The following is an 18,400-nucleotide window of genomic DNA, read 5'->3' as shown; positions in this document are numbered from 1 at the left end:
TTTACTTCCCTCCGGAATATCTCATGAAGTTCGCGTAGTGAGAGCGGTAAACTCCGGGATTTTCTCGAACGGTTTTGGGAACGTTCTCCACTTCGTCCACGTTGCTCGAACCACCCCCGTAAAAATTGTTATACGTGAGATAGCCCGTAAGCCAGAGAACATACGCGGGATATAATAATTGTTTAATGTAGCTCATGGTCGCCTCTTAATAAAATCGAATAGAATTCTGTCGAACTTTTATATTTTTCCATTAATCGTCGCTATACGAAGAATCGTCGTCGTCCGAATCGTAACTCGAAGTCGACGGAGCAAAATCGCTGTTCTCGTTTCGCGAGGTCTCGAAAGAAAAACTTCGGAATAACGAATACGGAACCGGAAGCCAGATCGCGATCAGGAACAGAAAATAATATACGGATTGATCGACGTCGCGCTTGACCGTTAAGGTCACGTTCGCACCGCTTCCTCGAGGAAAATCCGATTCCGATTCAAGGCGAAGATAGTATTCTCCGGCGGGAACTTCTCCGATGATGATATCGGCGGACTTATCCCCTTCGGACCAGCTTTCTCCGTCCTCGTAACCTTGGTAATAACTGATTTCCAAGCCCGTATCGTAAGCGATGTCCGTTTTGGTATTGATCAACGCCAAAGAATAATAGATGTAATGATTGGAAAGTTCGGGAACGTCCATCTTGATCTGCACATTCTGTCTGTCGCCGCCGCTCAGTTGAAACGTCTCAGTGACGAAAGAGGAATCGGTCGTTCCGCCGGGAGCGGGATCGCGCACATAAGCAAAGTCCTTCTTAAAAACTTCCTTCTCCTGCGCATTCCAACAGAAGCCGATCTGAACAAGCAGCATGATAATCGATAACCAACTTGCGATCTTTACGTTTCGCTTTTTGATCTTTGTAAACGGATTCGGTTGCGCGGCGCCGATTCCCTCCGGTTCCGGAAGATTCACTTCTCCGTGGACGGCTTTTTTTAATTCGTCCACAGGAACGTATTCGCCGATCGACCAGAAAAGTTCGTTCTTCGTTTTTTCGGAGGAAAGCATTTTCGGCGGAGCGATAAAGTCCGCAAGTTCAGCCGTGTCACCCGCATGAATTTTATAATAGAATTCTCCGAACGCGAAATCGGTTCCCGCCGTGGAGGAGTTAAACAACTTATATTCTTCTTTTTGAAAACTCTTTTTCGGAGGATAAGATCCGACGACCGTTCTCGGAATAAACGGAACCGGTTCGAATACGGTCCAATGTCCGTTCGTTTCATTCAGCCAGTAATACCCGCCTGTATAATGCAGAAGATATTCCGTCCAAGGAAAAATTTCTCCGTCTGCGTGAACGGATTTTTTGACGACGCCCAACACCTCGCATTCTTTTCCTTTGAGGGCGAGCTTTGTTCCGGGAAGAAGATAAACGTTGTCCTTGATCACTTCCTGAAACTTGGAAAGAATTTTCAGTTCGTCTTTACTCGTATCCATTACGGTTCCGCAATATTCGCAGGCGACCGATTTGGAAAAATCCGGACTTCTTTGACTCAAAGAAGCTCCGCAGCCCATACATTGAATCGCCTTCGCTTCCTGAATTTTCTGAAATCCTTGGAACGCTTTCGGATCTCGCAGGTTGATGAACTGAATCTGATCGAAACTGTACATCATCCCGCGGAAATAAAGGGGAGGTGTATGAGAATAATCTAATGTAGCAAACCAGCCTTGATCGGTGGCGAGGTCTAAAAGAACGGAAGTGGTTCCTGTCTGAAACCCGACCGGCAATTCTCCTTCTCCGCCCACGCAGGTCGCGAGGCCGATTTCGCGGATCATCCAGAGTTCGTTGTCTAGTTTGAGAGTGTCCCCGGCTCTCAAGAGTTGTTTGGAGGTTTTGGAGGAGATAAAATATACGTCCGGAGGAGAATCCAAATCCCGAATCGGATCGTGTTCCGGAAAAACTTCGTTCTGAGAAGTCGGTTTAAGCTGCGTAATCATGAATTGGCCCTGCGCTTCCGCGAGCCAAATCGAATTTCCATCCTGAGAAATCGCGTGCCATTCGTTCCAAGTTCCGAGAGCGTATTGCTGTTGAATTCTTCCGACAACTTGAAACTGAATCCCGTCCTTGGTTTTACCGGAGGTTCCGATTTGGATCGGGGAAAGATCGGGGACCAATTCTCCGGCCTTGCCTAAACTTTCCAGAGACTGGTTCTTTTGAACGGTCAGAGTTTTGCAATTCGGACAGACTCCATAGATGGAAGCCTTGCTTTGAAACGGGACGGGCGCTCCGCAGTTGGGACAACTCAATTCTAACACAAGGATCGGTTGTATCTAGGGAAGAATTCCTTGTCACCTGAATTTCGAAAGTGCGATCGGAAAAAAGAATTTGGTCCGGAGGATTTCCAGGATCGATCGTGTGACGCGGAGAAAATCAACGTTTGGCTTGTCGTCTTAAACGGACGTAAGCCGCATCGACTTCGCCCAGTGGTTTTTCCAGTTCTTCCAAGGCAGGATCTTGCCAATATGTGTCGTACAGATTCTCGCCCGAATAGGTATGAAAGTGATTGTCAAAATGGATTCTCGCAAACTCGTCTTTGCGGGAAAACATCGCTCGATTGATCTCGTTCAGGATTCCCAAAAAATCCTCGGTTTCCGGATCGGGAGGAAAATCGGAAAGATATTCCATGGAAAGAAGGATCACATACTTTCTGGATTGTTTGAGCAATTTTAGAGATTCGTAAAGCAGTTCCAATTTGATCGGCTGCAGATACGGTCTTGAATTATCGGCGATCAATTTTTTCTGTTCGGCCGCCGCCAATTCTCTATAACCCAATTCGAGATGTTTTTTCGGTTTGGCTTCGGTCCCTCGAATGGCGCGATAACCGAGAGAATTCAATTCTCCTCGAATCGTCTTTTTACTCGATTCGATCAGACTCGAATATAGAATCACGAGCAGATCCTGTGTGCGTTTGAGTTCAGAGTAGGATTTTTCAAGATCGAATTGAAAGTAAAGCTGGTTGGTTTCTACGTGATGTTGAATGACTCGTTTATAAAGAGCTTTGTCAGCATCGGAACCGATGTTGGAAATCGAACTGTTGAGAGCCTTAATGAGAAATTCGTTCGTTTTGAGTCCGCGTTCGACACGAACCAGGTGCGTCGCACCGTTGCTTGAATAATCGGCAAATACGGAAAACGGCAATGCAAGAATAAACCAGATCGAAATTCCAAACGCCGTCCTCATACATTTATTTTCGGGAATCGCAAGGGGAGAATTCAATCCAACCTCGAAATAAGAGAGGCTTCTCTTTTTCTGAAATTATGTCCGCAAGTCATCTTACAAATTGAAAAGAGCATTTTGAGGCGGATTCGCGACAGGCTGTTTTGCATGTTCTCGGAATTATAATCGGGACGGTTTTTGAGAAGGATTTTTTGATTCAAAACGGATTGTATTCGATTTATAGTATATTCAAAAAATGATATATTATTGTTTAAATTTTTACGTTTCTCCGGAATCCGTTTGCCATCGAGGAAGCTTTCCATTTATCTTCCTTAGAAGAATTCAAAAGGAGAAACGGATTCGATGCTTTCGTCCGTGCCATTTCTTTCGTGAAAACAGTTTCATTTTTATTCGTATCAACGTTCCTAGCGGCATCGGTCGCTTGTTCCAGCACTCAAAAGGTATATCTTTTATCGCAAGGTGACTGGAATGGGAGAAAGCTTCCCGAAATCCAAGGACTCAAAGGTGAAATCCGCAAGGGGGAAGACTGCGGCTTTAAATTCAGTCTCGCGCAAGCCTTCGCAAATGCCCTTAAGGACACGAAATACGATACGATTCTCGATGCGGAGGTCACTCAATCCGCGAGCATTTTGGTTCCATTCAATTGTATTTCGATACAAGGTTTCGCCTTGGACAGCGGTGAGATTCATAAGGAGAAGGGTCAATGAGATGGTTTGCAATTTCCTTTTTGACGTTTGCAACTCAGATTTTGCTGAGTTGCGGAGGTTCACCGCCGCGTAGACTTTCCTACGTCGTTTTGGACAAACCACAATCGAATCTTTCTTCCCAAGGAAGCATTTCTTCTATCGAATCCGGCAAGTTTCGATTCGGGATCTTTTTTATTCCGGCATCGGGAGTTCATTCTTATTTGAAGGAAATGGAAACGCAAACCGGATCTTCCGTTTTGAGAAACGTCGACGTCGTGATGCGACCGGGCTTTTGCATCTTGCCTTTGATTCCCGTTGTTTGCGTTACGAGATATTCGATCGTTGCGGGCGACGAGGGAAAAAAATAAATTTAGAAACGTTCTTCGTATCGTTTTGGGTAAGAATGATTTGTTCCCTCGTTTCCGATCGGAAACCGATCTCTCATTCGCCGAACTCGTAGATCGCTTGATAAAACGGCAATGTATGCCGAAAACGATCCTCTTGGATCGGTCGAAATCCTTCCGCTTTCAAGACCGCGACCGGGTTTCGGTTGATGTTGCAGCCTTGCGCGAATCTTTTCCAAAACGGGTTTAGGATGTTCTGGAGAATTCTTCCTGCCGCCGATTGAGCTTGCACGTGTTCCAAAAGGAGAATCTTTCCGCCTTTTTTCAAACGAGAACGCGCAAAACGAATCGCATATTCCAAATCCGGAACCGTACACAAAACCAAAGTGAACACGATCGCGTCCATACTGTTCGGTGGGACGAGCGCCTCGGTCTCGGGATTTCCCAAGCCTCCGATCTCCATTCGAATTTTCGAATGTACGGATGAGGGTTGAAGCAAGTTCGCCATTCTTTCCTTAGCTTTTTCCATCATGGAGAGGGAAGGTTCTATTGCGATTACGTCGGCTTTGCTTCCATACAGTGGAAAGTTGATTCCGGTTCCGCTCCCGATTTCTAAAATTTTTCCGTGCAAAGGAGCTATCAGTTCTTTTCTTCTGTTATAAAGAACCTTTGTCTCGATACCGTTCATAAACCGATCATAAAACCGAGCGAACAGCCTAGCATACAGACTTTCCGGAGCGGTTGATTTTGAAGAGAAGCACATATCAAGATCTTCCTCGTTGGATGACGGCGATCAATCTAAAAACGAAAGCGGGTTTGGGTTTTGTTAAGCGAAGTAACGATTAATTCAGTTTCTTTTCTTTTTCAAAAAACTTCTTATGAATGAGTTCTTGGATTTCGTTTTTGTGTTCGTCCGCGATATTAACGAAGATGCTGTTGGCTTTTTTACCGGAAGAACGGATGATTTCGGCTTCGAGGGTTAATTCTTTGCCGTTGATTCTCGTGTGAAGATGAATGCGATCGCCTTCGAACATCGTCATTCTGGAATCCAGAGCGACTCCGCCCGTTCCGATATCGAGAATGGTGACCGGATGTCTTTCCTGTTTTCCTTTAATCGACATCTCCGCATCCAACGTGATCTTTACGCGCGCGTTTTTTCTTTTTTGCAGAGCTGGATCTCTATACTCGAAAGAGTCGTTGAATAAGGACTTTGTGTCGGCCATAAGTTATACTATTCGAATACCGAAAAATCCGTCAAAGTCAAATTGAAAACCTTCGGTTCCGGTGATTCACAAGGTTGGCCTTCCTGGTAGGTGAGCGTCAACTCATTCTCCGTAAATACGATTTCCGTTTTGGACACGGTATGTGCGTCCCTTCTGTGCATACAAGGGGAAAGCGCTCCTTTTTCAGGCAGATGAGAGGTCAGAAAATTTTTCGATAAGGCGAGGAATTCCTCCGCGTTGGGAAGAGTTTTCGGCCGGTAATTTTCTTGGAAGACGGCCTCTCTCGAAACCTGGGCCTTGGGTCCTTGCGTAAACGAACTTCCCAAGATTTGAAACGTACTCGTATCGGCGGAACGGGAGAATTCATTTCCGTCCCAGACGAAGATTTCCGTTTTTTCCAAAGTGATTCTTACGAGTTTGAAAGGATAGAAGTTCGAAAGTTCATCCGCTTTCAACAGTTCCGGTTTGACTTCGCTTAACAAACAGGAACGCACGAGCAAGCCGCGGCTTGTTGGATTTCTCAACAACTTCAGAGTCGCTTCGTAGAAATTCAAAAGACAAAAAATTTCACCCGAAGAACTCGCACCGATCCAAGTTCCTCCGTAATCTCCGTCCAAGGGAGCGATCGCATAAACCGGACCGTTGCCGATTTTGGTCGGAGCCAGAGACGGTTTTCTTTTTACGGATTCGTCTCTGTTAAATCCTAAACCGAAGATCTTTCGTTCCGGATTTCTGTAAATGATGGCGGTGCACATAACGGATTAAGGTGAAAGAAAAAAATCGATTCTTTGATTTTTATCGGCTTCGTATTTTCCGGAACCGGGAATTAGAGGTAACGTTTCTCCGTAACCCCGGAAACGAATTCTACCGAACGGAACGGACTTGGAAAAGAAGTATTCGAATGCGTTTCGGGCGCGGTCTTCGGATGCGACTTGATTGACTTCCTCGTCGCCTTGATGCGAGGTATGGGACTGCAATTCGATTTTATATCCCGGGAATTCGTTTAACACCGAGCGGATTTTTCCGGGCAAACTCCACCATCTCGCCTCCACCTGCGATTCGGGAACGGAGATTCGAAGAGAGCCTTCCTCTTCCAGGATTAAGATTCCCGTTTTGAAATCGGCGCCTTTACCGGTGGATTCTCTTCCGAAGATATCCGTATATTTCCATTCAAAATAGAATTCGCTTAACGATCCGACTCGAACACCGGATTCGTCGAGGCCTTCCCAAAGGATTTCCGAACCGGGTTGTCCTTCTCCGTTCCAGGTCTTGATCTTTCGTTTGAGAGAAGTGTACGGAGGAATTTCGTATAACGTGATTTCCCAGGATTGAAGCGGAATTCCGGAGTGTGAAAGAAGAATCTTAAGCAGATCGTTTTTACCGTCGTTATCCGGAGTGAATTCCTTTACGGAAACCGACACGTCCAAATCGAAGGATTCTTTGGAAACTTCGAACGATGAGGGAATGGATTGATGACGCTCGTATCGGCTATGCACCGTTAAACGATAAAAATAAGTTCCGCCGCCGACGAGATCGCCCGCTTGGTTTCGAAGATCCCATTTCCATTCCGCGTTCGGTTCGCCCGTGTCGCGGAAACGATAGACGCTCTTTTCCTCGTTGCCTTTCTTTTGAAAGATTTCGATTTCGTACGAATCCGATTTGATCTTGGGAGAAATATAAAAGGAAAACCGCGCGGAGTTTTTGGAGCTTCCCGGAAGATACGAATAGAATTTGGAATCGGAAAACAAATCCACTCCGATCGTTTCGGTGCGGATCGTTAAATCGGAAAGTATGGAAACGGATTCGTTTCGCGCTTTGTCGCTTCCCACCAAACGGTATTTGTAAATCCCGCCTGACAGTTGTTTGTTGGTGTAGTCGGTTCCGTCCCAACTCAGAATATAAGGGACGTCCTTTTGTTTCCAAGTGTAGGACTTAACGATCTTTCCTTCGGAATCCAGAAATTCTCCGGTAAAAAAATCGGAGGATTCTCCCGAAACTTTTTGGGAGATATTGAGGCGGGAGGAATTTCGATCTCCTCCTAAAAACAAGACTCGGGTTTTAGCGCTGATTTCCGAACTCGGCGGTCTTGAATCCAATACGACCGTTTTTTCTTCGGACAATAAATTCTCCTTATTCTCCGTAACGAATCTCAATCGATATTTGTATTCGCCGTCGGGGAGAAGAAATCCTTTCGAGTCTTCGCCCGACCAAAAGATCGACTCGGGAATTCCGATTTCCAACGGAGATAATTTCGAGTCGTCTTGTAAAAACGGTAAAAGGGAGAATCCTTTCTTTCTTCTATGATCCGCTTTGAACGTTTTTACAACGTCGTCCGCCGAGTTCTTAACGACGAGTTCCCAATCGGCGAGACGGGGAAGAGCGGACTTGGAAATCTTAAATTCGAGAACGTCGTTCTTTCCGTCCCAGTTCGGAGAAAATGAATCCGAGTTCGTTTTAATAAAGGAATCCGCGCGCAGTTGAAACGATATCAGAAGAAGAAAGAGGACCGCAGTCTTTGTTAAACGAATTCCGTTCCGCATGCAGTACACTCTAATTTAGTACGTTTTTTTTCCCATATTTTTTTAAGAACGGGTTCTGCGTTCTTCAGGATTCTTTCGGCGGGGTTTTGCGATCTCTGATGTTTCCGAGATGCAGGGAATTTTTAACGGGAGCATCCACGTATTTTTTCAAGGCGAAGTAAACCGAAGTAAAGGCGAGCTGATCCCAGGGAATTTCTTCCTCCGAAAAAAGTTGCACTTCTTCGGATTCGGAGCTAATGGAGAATTTTCCGTCCACCAAGTCGGCTAAAAAGAACATATAAATCTGACTGATATGAGGGATGCTGTAGACGCTCTGCAATCCGATGATGGAAATGTCTGCGTTCGCTTCTTCCTTGGTTTCGCGAATCGCTCCTTCCTCCACCGTTTCTCTGTTTTCGAGAAAGCCCGCGGGCAAAGTCCAAAATCCTTTTCTGGGTTCGATCGCGCGTTTACAAAGTAGAATCCGATTCTCCCAAATAGGAATGCTTCCCACGACCACTTTAGGATTGGAATAGTGGATCGTTCCGCAGTTGTCGCATACGTGTCTGGACCGGTTGTCTCCTTCCGGGATTTTGTAAACGACGGGCGATCCGCAAGAACTACAGAATTTCATACTTTTCTAATGCGATTCCAGGTTAGAACTGCTTCGACCAGCAGCCAAAGCGTGAGGACGATCAACGTTCCGCCGACTCCTGCCAATAGTATATTCGGAGAAGGGCCGTTTAAAAAGTCGAAAAAGTTTCGGATCATCGCCCAGAGAGTCACGGATAACACGAACAACATCGGGATAAAGGAGACTTTGATTCTTTTCTTGGACTTGAGGAGAAAAATGGTCACCACCAACAACGCAAGTCCAGCCAGAAGCTGGTTCGTCGTTCCGAAGAGTTTCCAGAGAGCAAGTCCCGCCGGTTTCTTCTTTCCGTCCTGTTCGATTTCCATAAACGCGAAAAAGCCGATCGCGGCGCACGCGATCAAACTCGAAACGTATCGGTTTCCGACGAGAGTTTGAATCCAAGAGATACGGGTCGATTCGGCGATCTCTTCGATGTTGTAACGAAGAAGTCTTGTCGCGGAATCCAGAGAAGTCAACGCAAAGCTGATGACGATCAGCGCGATAAATCCTTGTCCGAAGGATTCCGGAATTCCGATCTGCGATAAGAATCTTCCGGTCCCGTAGATATACGCTCCGACTTGAGGCGCTAAACCTTGAATGCCGGACCAGGAACGATAAAAGCCGGACCATTCTTCCGAAGAAGTGAAACCGATCGTGCAGGCGATCACGGCGGACAAACCTAACAACGATTCGCCGATCATTCCTCCGTAACCGATCGGTCTTGCGTCTATTTCCCGATCCAATTGTTTGGCCGTGGTTCCCGAGCTGACCAACGCGTGAAATCCCGAAACCGCTCCGCACGCGATCGTGATGAATACGAACGGAATCAGATCGAGTCCGATGGAGTCGGTTCGGATCGCTTCGGCGTTAAACGAAGGAAATTGCTGGAGCATTCCCCCCATAAAAAATCCGACGTAGATCAGAATGATTCCCAAATACAATAAGAACGAATTGATGTAGTCTCGGCTTTGCAGAAGCAACCAGATCGGAGTCACCGATGCCAGAAACGCATAGAACAACAAAATGTATTTCCATGTTCCGGTCGAAGGAGATGTTTCCACGTGATTGAGTCCGGTCCACGAAAGGATTCCGTCGTGCATTCCCAAGATCATGGAGAATAAGGTCGCAAGAACGCTGAAGATCGTAAGAGGAGTGAGATCCATTCCTTTTTTGTAATGTAGATATCCCATGATGATCGCCAGAATCATAATGGCCGCGGAAGGAATCACCGCTTCCGGAAAATGACTTCTCAACTTGATGGAAGGTTTTTCCTCCGTTCTGATTTCGCCGGGATGATCGTGCACTTCTTTGGATGTTTTAGTATCCGCGACGGTCGTCGCAGCGGTGGAAGCCGTCTTTTTCGTTTCGGAAGCGGGAAGCGTTGCGGTTTCATTGACGACCGGTTTGATGTGCGCTTTCGGGTCCGCGGAAAACATCTCGGCAAGAACAAGAACGAACACTCCCATCGCCAACGCGACTAAGAAGAAGATGATCGCGTGAAACAAACTTCTCGCACGATGACCTAACAAATCTTCCGCGACTTGACCGATGCTCTTGCCTTGATTGCGGACCGAAACAACGAGCGCGCCGAAGTCGTGTACGCAACCCACAAAGATGCTTCCGAATACGACCCAGATCATCGCGGGCAACCATCCCCAGATGACCGCTACGGCGGGACCGAGCACGGGAGCAAGACCGGCAATGGACGCATAATGATGACCGAATAATACGATGGGTTTTGTGGGAAGGTAATCCACTCCGTCGTTCAGCTTGTGGGAAGGGGTGCTTTCGTGATCGCTCTTTAAATCGAAGATCGATTTGGAAATATAGCCCGAGTAGAATTTGTAACCGAGAAAATAAACAAGAAAACAAGCAAGAACGGCGATTAAAGGAAGCATAATAAGGATGGATGAGGTTAAGAAACGATCCGAGCAAACCTTTTTTCGATGTTCGGGAAGATTTCCGTTTCCGATTCCAGAAGTCTAATTGGAAAAAGAATTGATGAACGGATTTGCAAGGGTGGAAAATCTGGAAGTAGAAGAGTATGCAGACTCGAAGTTTTGATCAGATCCGATCCTCGTTAGAGGATATTATTTTCGAAATTCAATCGGGATGTACGAATTGCGAATGGTATATCCCCGTGGAAAAGATCATAGCCGCTTTAAACATCCGCAAAGAAGACTATTATAGAATCTTCTACGATCTCCGAAACGACGTGCATTTTTCGTCCCGAGCCGCCGCGGGATTCAACGAAACGCACGCGGATTCCCTCATTCAGCTTTTATCCAAGATTCTCAAGATAGAGGGAATCGGGGATGAATTTGCAAAAAACGGAATATACTTCGACGATAATTATCTCGCCGAGCTTCAGATCGGTCTGAAGGAAACGATCCAATCGCGTTTGGAAAGACACGAACTCGATCGGGAACTACTCCTTCTTTTATCGTCCGCGACGTTGGACTTCGACGACGCGTTCGATTCGTACTTCGACGATAAGTTCAATTTCGAGAGAATCGTGGAAAACGGAATTTCCGATTTTATCGAACTGAAATCGATCCAAAACGATTACGGTGCGGACGTCTTTTTAAAGAATCATATCTTTTCGATTCTGAATACGAAGGTCTTTCATCTCCGCGAGATCACGAGAGAATATCGGGATCGCGCCTATTACGATCTGTTCGGAACCTTCCGTAAAAAACCGAAAAAGAAAAAGCCAGTTTCGGTTTTTCAGGAAATGGACCCGGAAACGCAGAGACATCTCGACGTTCTCGGATTCGACGGTCCTTGTACATTAGAAGAACTTAAAAAACGATTCAAAGAGTTGATTAAGAAATATCACCCCGACGTGAACAAGGACGGGTTGGAAATGACGCAAAGGATCATCGCTTCGTACAATTATCTGATCCTAAGGATGAATTAGTTTTGTTTTTCTGGGTGACGAGAGGCGTTTCGGAAACCTACGTTCCGCCGGTTCGACCGGAGATCGTACATCCTCTTCATTCGATCGCTCCTTCTCCCGCCGTTTCGAAAATCAAATCCGAATCTGAAACGGAAGTTCCGCTTCGATCCTCTAAAGTGGGAGAAGAGATCCGTTCCGAATACAAGGCCTCTTCTTCCTTGGGAAAGGTCCGCTCCAACAAAGGAGAATCCCTTTCTTCACTGACCGCGCGGGACTTGATGAGTTCTCCCGTAGTTTTTTTTCTCGAACAGGATCCGATCGCAAGAGCGGAGGAAATCTTTATCGAAAAACGGTTTCGGCACGTTCCCGTTCTCGACGATTCCAACACGTTATGCGGCATTCTTTCCGATCGCGATTGGATGCGTTGGAAACTCGGTCATTCCGACGAATCGGAACTCGGTAAAACGATCGGACAAATGATGAAAACCCGGGTTTTATCGGTTCAGATTCACGCGGGTATCGGTGAAATTTCGAAAGTTCTTTTCGAAGAAAGAATCGGATGTCTTCCCGTCGTGAACGAATCGATTCACGTCATCGGAATGATCACGCGCAGCGACGTTTTGAGGGCGATCTTGCGAGTGAACGAAAGGGAATTTCTCGCTTGAGTCGAAGCGAACATGGATTAGCCTTGTGCGAAAAAAAGAGAGAGTAACCCATTGAAACCTTCCCTTCAAATCCGTCCCTCCGAACTCCAAGACGTGGACGCAATCGTTCCTTTGATTTATTCCTCCGGACCCGCCGCTTGGGATTACGTATTCACGCAAAACGATAAGACTCCGTTCGACTTTTTACGTTCTTCGTTTATCAAACGCGGCAATACGATCTCTTATACGAATCACTTTGTAGCTGAGCTTCAGGGAGAAGTCGTCGGCGCGATCCTCAGTTATCGTCAGCCTTCCTTCCTGCTGCTCAACGGAGGCACCGCGCTTCGTATTATTTCCGTATATGGTCTTTCCGCACCGAAGGTTATGGGTCGCGGCTTGACGACCGAAGGAATGATCAAACCTCCCAAACCGGGAAGATTGTATCTCGGACATATCGCCGTTTCGGAAAAGCACAGAGGAAAGGGAATCGGAAAGGAACTCATTCGGTTTATGGCGAATTGTTTTCCGGATTTCAAAACGCTTTCTTTGGACGTTTCGCAAAAGAACGAGGCCGCCATCGCGCTTTACAAAGGACTCGGGTTTCGGACGATCGAAGCGAGAGCGTTTTCCGGACCTGCCGGAAAAATTCCGGATCATTACTATATGGAAGTCGAAAGAACATCCTTAAAGTAAAAAAGTAAGAATTTTAAACCGAAATGAAAATCCGTTTTGCTAAACCGAATTCGATTCTTTCTCCATGGATCGGATGTTATTGGGGCTGGGAATCCGAATCCGATTCGGATACGACGATGCAGGACGGAACGGAATTTCCGACGATTTTTGCGTCGGTCGAAAACGAACTTCATATTTCGTACGGAGATCCGATTCGGTTCAGTTCTTGGAAAAACGGAAAGGAGGAATGGATTTCATCAAACGGACATATCGTAGGGAATCATCTTTCCAATTTTAAGATCGCTCCGAGTGGAAGGGTCGGATTTTTTAACGTTCGATTGTTTCCGGGAGCGTTTTCGTCCTTGTTCCGGATTCCCGCAAAGGAAGTGAACAGTCATCTTTCCGATTTGGAAATTCCGGGGACATCCGAATATTCCGATTTTATAAAACGAATTCGAGACGCACGAACCTTCGAAAACCGCGTTCGCATATCCGATCAGTATTTTAGTAAATTATTAAATACTCATAAGTCGAACGACGCTTTCGTGAACGAGGCGGTTCTTCGGATTTTCCACGCCAAAGGAAAAATCAAAATCTCCGAACTTTCCAAACATTTGGGCTTGGTCAAAAAAACCTTGGAGCGAAAATTCCAGGAAAGAATCGGTTACAATCCCAAGGAATTCGCGAGAGTCGTCCGTTTTCAAAACGCCGCTTGGATGCGATCGGAAGACAGAAGTTTAAGCGATCTTGCGTTGGACGCCGGTTTTTACGACCAAGCTCATTTTACGAAGGAATTCGTCGCGTTTTCCGGTTATTCTCCCTTGATTTGGTACGGATTGAAAAACCAGGCTTTGTCCCTTTTTTACAATACAAGACCCCAGCTTTTCCGGTAGAATATCCTAGGATATTTTAGAACGAAGATCCGGGTTGTGCTGTTAAAGGAAGGATAAAATGAAGTCGATGAAAGAAGTAATTATGGAAAAAGATCGTATGCAAGTCGATTCGATTTTTGTGAAAGCCGGCCCCGCTTCTTTTTGGAAACGATTCGTATTTTTCGGAGCGATCAAAAGCGGAAACGTCTCCAAAGTTCAAAAGGTCTTGGAGAAAGGGTTGGATCCGAATGCGAATCTGTATCACGGTGTAACACCCTTATCGCTCGCGATCAAATACGAACGGCTTGAAATCGTCCGAACCCTTTTGAAATTTTCCGCCGATCCCAATCTCGCCGATGAGAACACCGGCTTGACGCCGCTTTTACATTGTATCATTGAAGATTCTCCCTTGGAAATGATGAACGTTTTGATTCAAGGAAACGCTGATCTGAATCAAAAGGATAGAAACGGAATGAGTCCGTTGCATCACTGCGTAAACGAAGGAAAGCTGGAGCCGTTTCGTTTGCTTTTGGAAAGCGGAGCCGATCCGAACGTACAGGATTTCGACGGAGTCACTTGTATGAATCTCGCAAAGTCTTCTCACGGTATGTCCGAGTTTGCCGAACTCCTTTTAAAACACGGAGCCGATCCGATGATCAAGGACAAACACGGAAAAATCTATCTGATGTGATTGACACGCCGCGAAGGCGCGAAAGCCTGAAAGGAGAATGAAACCTCCCGCGAGTCAATCCTGTCAACACTACCCCGAATGCGCCGGTTGCGACCGATTGCATATCGGTTATGAAAAACAACTTCAACACAAACAGGAAGAGATCGAAAAACAGTTCGGCGGTTTTAAAGGGCTCGATATACGAACGATCGTAAAAAGTCCAAAGGACCAGATGTATCGTCATAAGGTTCAGTTGCCTTTCGGTCATCGCAAGATCGGAAAAAAATCCGTTCTGACACTCGGTTTACACAACAAGGAAAACACTTTCATCATCGATCAAAAGGAATGTAGAATTCAGGACGCGGATTTGACGACCGTCGCGGCGGCGATTCGTCATTGGGCGAGGACGGAAAACATCAGTCCTTACTACGAAAAAAACGGAAGCGGTCTACTGAGGCATATCGTACTTCGAAAAGCGCACGCAACCCAGGAAATTCTCGTGGGAATCGTCACGAACGCAGCCGAAATTCCCGGAAGAAAAAATCTGACCAACAGTCTGCATTCGTATATCAAACAATTCTTATCTAAAGAGAAGTCGAAAGCGGAAGTCGTGGGCATTCTCCAGAACGTAAATCTGCGGAACACAAAAGTTGTGTTAGGCGATAAGGAGACGACCTGGTTCGGAAGACATTTCGTGAAGGAAAAAATCGGGCATCTCGATTTTCAGATCGGTCTTTCCACCTTCTTCCAAGTGAATCCGTTTCAGATCACGAATCTGTATGATCTTGTCGTGGAGGATCTACCCGCGGATTCCGTCGTTGTGGACGCATACTGCGGAATCGGAACGATTTCCCTGTATGTGGCTTCCAAATCGAAACGGGTGATCGGTCTTGAGGAGAATCCGAATTCGATTCGTTCCGCGATCGGCGCGGCCAAAGCGAACGGAATCGAAAATGCGGCCTTTGTCAAAGGAAAGGTTTTACAGTCGCTTCAGAATGCGATCGGCGAAAAGCCGGACGTGGTGATTGTGGATCCGCCGAGAGAAGGGTTGGATCCGGAGACGAAAAAGATATTATTGAATTCTAAAGTGAATCGTGTGCTGTATGTCTCTTGCAATCCGGAAACGCTTCGAAGAGACGCGCTCGAACTGACAAAGTCGTTCCGATACGAGAAACTGACGCCCGTGGATTTATTTCCTCACACGAGCCATCTCGAAAGCGTTTCCGTGTTTACGCGTTGATCAGATTTCCGGGAACGGAGAATCGAGGAAAACCTTATCCGCTTCCAAAGAACATTTGGATTGAAGCACGATCGTAAGCGCAGAACCGATCAGATATCCGCTGAGCCCTTTGATTTCCGCAACACAATCGTCCACTTCGGATTTCACATAGGTTCCGTCCGATTTGATACCCGAAAGTTGATCCGCCAAAAGACTGAGGATAGAAACGCTTGCACGTCCGTTTAAAATCGTCGAATTGATCAGGTCGGTTACGATCGCAGCGTCGCGGATATTGTTGGCCGCTTCGGAGCCTTTGATTCTTCCCGGAGCCACTCCGAGCGTATCAAAGAGTAAACAGTTATAAACTTGTAAGAGAAGAAGCGCCAGAAGAATTCGATGAATGAGCGTTTTCAAAATAGACCTCGATTTATTATTTTTTTATAAAAGCCTAAAAAGAAGAATTCTTAAGTCAATTCGAAAATCATGATAAAGGAATCTTCTTCGATTTCGGAAACGAATTTGCGATGATATCCGCTAACTCCGCTTGTTTCGTAAAGAAGCAGATCTGATAGTCAGTCTCTTTTTGAAATTGTTTCAGATATTCCAGTGCGGATTCGATTCTTCCCGGATCGAGATGTACAAAGGGTTCGTCGAGTAATAAGATTCCGTTTTTAGGGACCGTCTTGCGCGCTAAGAACAATTTAAAAATCAGATAAAACGTAGCGACCGTTCCTCCCGAAAGATGATCGATGGATCGCAGATTACCGGCCTGATCCTTCATCTTGATCGATTCTTTTTTGTCGATCGCTTCGAAAGAAACCTCTCGTTTCGGAAGCATTCGATTGATTTCTTTTCCGATCTCGGAGGCTACGAACGCGAACTGCATCGATTGATCTTTGGAGATTTCTTCCACGATGTCCTGCGCGATTTTTGCGGATCTGCGTTTGGATTCCATTCGGGAGAATTCGATTTCCTTTTCGGCGATCGATTGGATCGTTTCGATCAAAGCCTTTTCTTTTTCCGGTAAGGAATCCTGAATGAGCGCATCCTCCACTTGGATTGCAGTATTCAATTTTTGTAATTCCGAGTTTAGGTCCTGCAGTTCTTTTTCGAGTTCCTTTTTTTTCGTTTCTCGAAGATGTCGTTCCGGATCGTTCGGAAACTGGGTCGGAATTTCCTCCATCGTGGAAATCGCCGTTTTACAGCGGATCTCCAAATCCTCCAAGGTTTTGGCTCCGTGATCGGTGAGAATCTTTTTGAGACCTTCGGAAAAACTTTTGGTCTGCGCCTGAAATTCGGCGATGAGTTTGTGGTATTCCTGAATCGTGGAAGCCCTTCGATCGTTCAGCCAAGAATTCCGTTTGGAGGTAAGGTTTTGGATCTTTTCGGTTTCCAGACGAATCGTGTCGCGGATCTTATCGGTGTCTCCGCTAAACGTCCGGATTTCCTTTTCCAAAGATTCGATCTGGTGGTTCTTTACTTCGTTGTTTTGGATTTGTTTTGCGAAGAATTGTCTTAGGTTTTCTATTTTTTCTATCAAAGGAATGGAATATTCGGGAAATGTTAAGTTCCATTGACCGGAAATTTTTAATACGAAATCCTTTTCCTTTTCGGAATTGTATCGGACGGATACGAGTTCCTTTTTTCGCGTGAGAAAGTAGATTCCGAGCGCGACGAGACTCGTGGAAATCAAGGAACCGGAAAGAATTTCAAAACCTCCCAGGTTTGCGAAAACGAGAGAACCGATGACTCCTAACCAGCCGAAACAACCGAGTCCCGTCAAAATCATTCCCAAAATTCTATGAGCGGGATTCGATTCGCTGGTGCGGATCTCTTCGGTAAATCCTTCTTCGCGGAGAACCTTGTCGATCCTTTCGTTCCATTCCTCCGCTTTCTGTTTCATCTTTTGAGAAACGCCGAGCTGATTTTGAAGGGATTCGATTTCCCTCTTTTTGGAATCGATCGCGCTTTGTTTGTCTTGGAGCAGGGTTGTCGAAGCGGAAAGGTTTTTTTCCGACGTCTCGATTTCCTTTTGAAAACTTTCAAAACCGGAAGATTCGTCTTTGGAATACAGAAGATTTTTATTCAACGTTTCCTGAGCGGTTTTCAATCGAAGAATTTCGGAAAGAGTTTCCACGAGTTTGATCTTCTTTTGGATCTTCGCATCGAGGGCCGCGTTTTTTTCGATCGTTTCGAGTTGTTTACGGATTTCGAGTTCTTTGGATTGATCCCGGTTGTGCCGTTCTTCTTGCGCGACTTTGGTCTTATTTCTGGCGTGAAGCGTTTCGATGTTCGTCACGAGTTCGATTCTTCCGCTTTTGAGTTTTGCGATCTCTTCTTTGAGTTTGTCGAACGCGTTGGCCGGAGCGCTTCCCTTTTTGGGCGAATGAATTTTGTTAAGCGAACTCGAAATTCCTTCGAGGTTGACTCCGTTGTTCAGCAGTTTACTGCGGAGAAAGTCGGGTTTGATGATCTTGTCGTTGTGAAACGCGAATTCCAATTCTCCTTCGCGAAGGGAAACGCAGTGAACGTATTGAGGCGCGGCGTCTTTGGAAAGTTCGGGGACTTCTCCTACAACCTTGTAACCGTCCAAACTCTTTTCTCCGTATCGGGAAAGAATGCTCTTTTTCGGTTCTTGACTCGCGGTAAGAAATTTGCTTCCGATCGCGAGTCGTAACGCGTCGAAGATCGTCGTTTTTCCGGATTCGTTTTTTCCGTGAAAGATCGTGACGGATTCGGAAAGCGTAAATTCCGCCTTTTCGAATTTGCCGAATTTTAGCAGTTGAAGCGCGGAAATCAT

19 protein-coding genes are annotated in these 18,400 nt (G+C 46.0%); 8 read left to right on the top strand and 11 right to left on the bottom strand.

Annotated features, from left to right (window positions below):
- Position 1 precedes the first annotated feature (1 nt).
- From DLM76_RS03545 to DLM76_RS03535, 3 genes are all read right to left on the bottom strand, one after another.
- Positions 2–196, bottom strand: coding sequence for a hypothetical protein (locus tag DLM76_RS03545; RefSeq protein WP_118954926.1), 195 nt, complete (start codon positions 194–196; stop codon positions 2–4).
- Positions 197–250: 54 nt separating this feature from the next.
- A complete protein-coding gene (locus DLM76_RS03540) occupies positions 251–2,296 on the bottom strand; it encodes a DUF4178 domain-containing protein (RefSeq protein ID WP_118964366.1) in 2,046 nt (681 codons plus the stop codon).
- A gap of 115 nt (positions 2,297–2,411) precedes the next feature.
- Positions 2,412–3,221 (bottom strand): adhesin OmpL37 family surface protein, encoded by an 810-nt coding sequence (locus DLM76_RS03535; RefSeq protein WP_118954928.1) that lies wholly within the window; start codon positions 3,219–3,221, stop codon positions 2,412–2,414.
- 365 nt (positions 3,222–3,586) lie between these two features.
- Here DLM76_RS03535 and DLM76_RS03530 point away from each other — a divergent pair, with 365 nt between their 5' ends.
- Both DLM76_RS03530 and DLM76_RS03525 read left to right on the top strand, forming a co-directional pair.
- Positions 3,587–3,925: a hypothetical protein gene (locus tag DLM76_RS03530; RefSeq protein WP_118954929.1), complete on the top strand. Its 339-nt coding sequence runs from the start codon at positions 3,587–3,589 to the stop codon at positions 3,923–3,925.
- Entirely contained in the window at positions 3,922–4,272 is a 351-nt protein-coding gene (locus tag DLM76_RS03525; protein WP_118964365.1) for an LIC10260 family lipoprotein, read from the top strand. Before DLM76_RS03530 ends, DLM76_RS03525 begins: the two co-directional genes overlap by 4 nt.
- A 73-nt stretch (positions 4,273–4,345) precedes the next feature.
- Here the strand turns inward: DLM76_RS03525 and DLM76_RS03520 are convergent, their stop codons facing one another.
- From DLM76_RS03520 to DLM76_RS03495, 6 genes are all read right to left on the bottom strand, one after another.
- Positions 4,346–4,936 carry a class I SAM-dependent methyltransferase gene (locus DLM76_RS03520; protein ID WP_158586366.1) on the bottom strand — a complete coding sequence of 197 codons (591 nt, stop codon included), beginning with the start codon at positions 4,934–4,936 and terminating at the stop codon, positions 4,346–4,348.
- Between the two features lie 154 nt (positions 4,937–5,090).
- Positions 5,091–5,471, bottom strand: a complete 381-nt coding sequence (locus DLM76_RS03515) for a PilZ domain-containing protein (RefSeq protein WP_118954932.1) — start codon at positions 5,469–5,471, stop codon at positions 5,091–5,093.
- An 8-nt stretch (positions 5,472–5,479) separates the two neighbouring features.
- On the bottom strand, positions 5,480–6,226 hold the full coding sequence (locus DLM76_RS03510) for an NRDE family protein (protein WP_118964363.1): 747 nt from the start codon (positions 6,224–6,226) through the stop codon (positions 5,480–5,482).
- A 6-nt stretch (positions 6,227–6,232) separates the two neighbouring features.
- Positions 6,233–8,011: a fibronectin-binding adhesin Lsa66 gene (gene lsa66, locus DLM76_RS03505; protein WP_118964362.1), complete on the bottom strand. Its 1,779-nt coding sequence runs from the start codon at positions 8,009–8,011 to the stop codon at positions 6,233–6,235.
- Positions 8,012–8,075: 64 nt separating this feature from the next.
- On the bottom strand, positions 8,076–8,624 hold the full coding sequence (locus DLM76_RS03500) for an NUDIX hydrolase (RefSeq protein WP_118964361.1): 549 nt from the start codon (positions 8,622–8,624) through the stop codon (positions 8,076–8,078).
- Complete coding sequence (locus DLM76_RS03495; protein ID WP_118964360.1) at positions 8,621–10,522, bottom strand: carbon starvation CstA family protein; 1,902 nt, start codon at positions 10,520–10,522, stop codon at positions 8,621–8,623. Before DLM76_RS03495 ends, DLM76_RS03500 begins: the two co-directional genes overlap by 4 nt.
- 146 nt (positions 10,523–10,668) lie before the next feature.
- Between DLM76_RS03495 and DLM76_RS03490 the strand changes: the two genes are divergently transcribed.
- From DLM76_RS03490 to rlmD, 6 genes are read left to right on the top strand one after another with little or no spacing between them, the layout of a single operon-like run.
- On the top strand, positions 10,669–11,544 hold the full coding sequence (locus tag DLM76_RS03490; protein ID WP_118954937.1) for a J domain-containing protein: 876 nt from the start codon (positions 10,669–10,671) through the stop codon (positions 11,542–11,544).
- Positions 11,545–11,546: 2 nt separating this feature from the next.
- Complete coding sequence (locus tag DLM76_RS03485) at positions 11,547–12,188, top strand: CBS domain-containing protein (RefSeq protein WP_118964359.1); 642 nt, start codon at positions 11,547–11,549, stop codon at positions 12,186–12,188.
- A 51-nt stretch (positions 12,189–12,239) separates the two neighbouring features.
- Complete coding sequence (locus DLM76_RS03480; RefSeq protein ID WP_118954939.1) at positions 12,240–12,860, top strand: GNAT family N-acetyltransferase; 621 nt, start codon at positions 12,240–12,242, stop codon at positions 12,858–12,860.
- A gap of 23 nt (positions 12,861–12,883) precedes the next feature.
- Positions 12,884–13,732: a helix-turn-helix domain-containing protein gene (locus tag DLM76_RS03475; protein WP_118964358.1), complete on the top strand. Its 849-nt coding sequence runs from the start codon at positions 12,884–12,886 to the stop codon at positions 13,730–13,732.
- A gap of 58 nt (positions 13,733–13,790) precedes the next feature.
- Positions 13,791–14,402 (top strand): ankyrin repeat domain-containing protein, encoded by a 612-nt coding sequence (locus DLM76_RS03470; protein ID WP_118954941.1) that lies wholly within the window; start codon positions 13,791–13,793, stop codon positions 14,400–14,402.
- Between the two features lie 37 nt (positions 14,403–14,439).
- Entirely contained in the window at positions 14,440–15,621 is a 1,182-nt protein-coding gene (gene rlmD / locus DLM76_RS03465; protein ID WP_118954942.1) for a 23S rRNA (uracil(1939)-C(5))-methyltransferase RlmD, read from the top strand.
- On the opposite strand, the gene DLM76_RS03460 is transcribed toward rlmD, so the two are convergent.
- Together DLM76_RS03460 and DLM76_RS03455 are read right to left on the bottom strand one after the other, a co-directional pair.
- Positions 15,622–16,014, bottom strand: coding sequence for a TIGR04452 family lipoprotein (locus tag DLM76_RS03460; protein WP_118954943.1), 393 nt, complete (start codon positions 16,012–16,014; stop codon positions 15,622–15,624).
- Between the two features lie 67 nt (positions 16,015–16,081).
- Positions 16,082–18,400 (bottom strand): ATP-binding protein, encoded by a 2,319-nt coding sequence (locus DLM76_RS03455; protein WP_118964357.1) that lies wholly within the window; start codon positions 18,398–18,400, stop codon positions 16,082–16,084.

Source organism: Leptospira yasudae, from assembly GCF_003545925.1.
Taxonomy (GTDB): Bacteria; Spirochaetota; Leptospiria; order Leptospirales; family Leptospiraceae; genus Leptospira; species Leptospira yasudae.
This window is presented reverse-complemented; position numbering and strand designations above follow the sequence as displayed.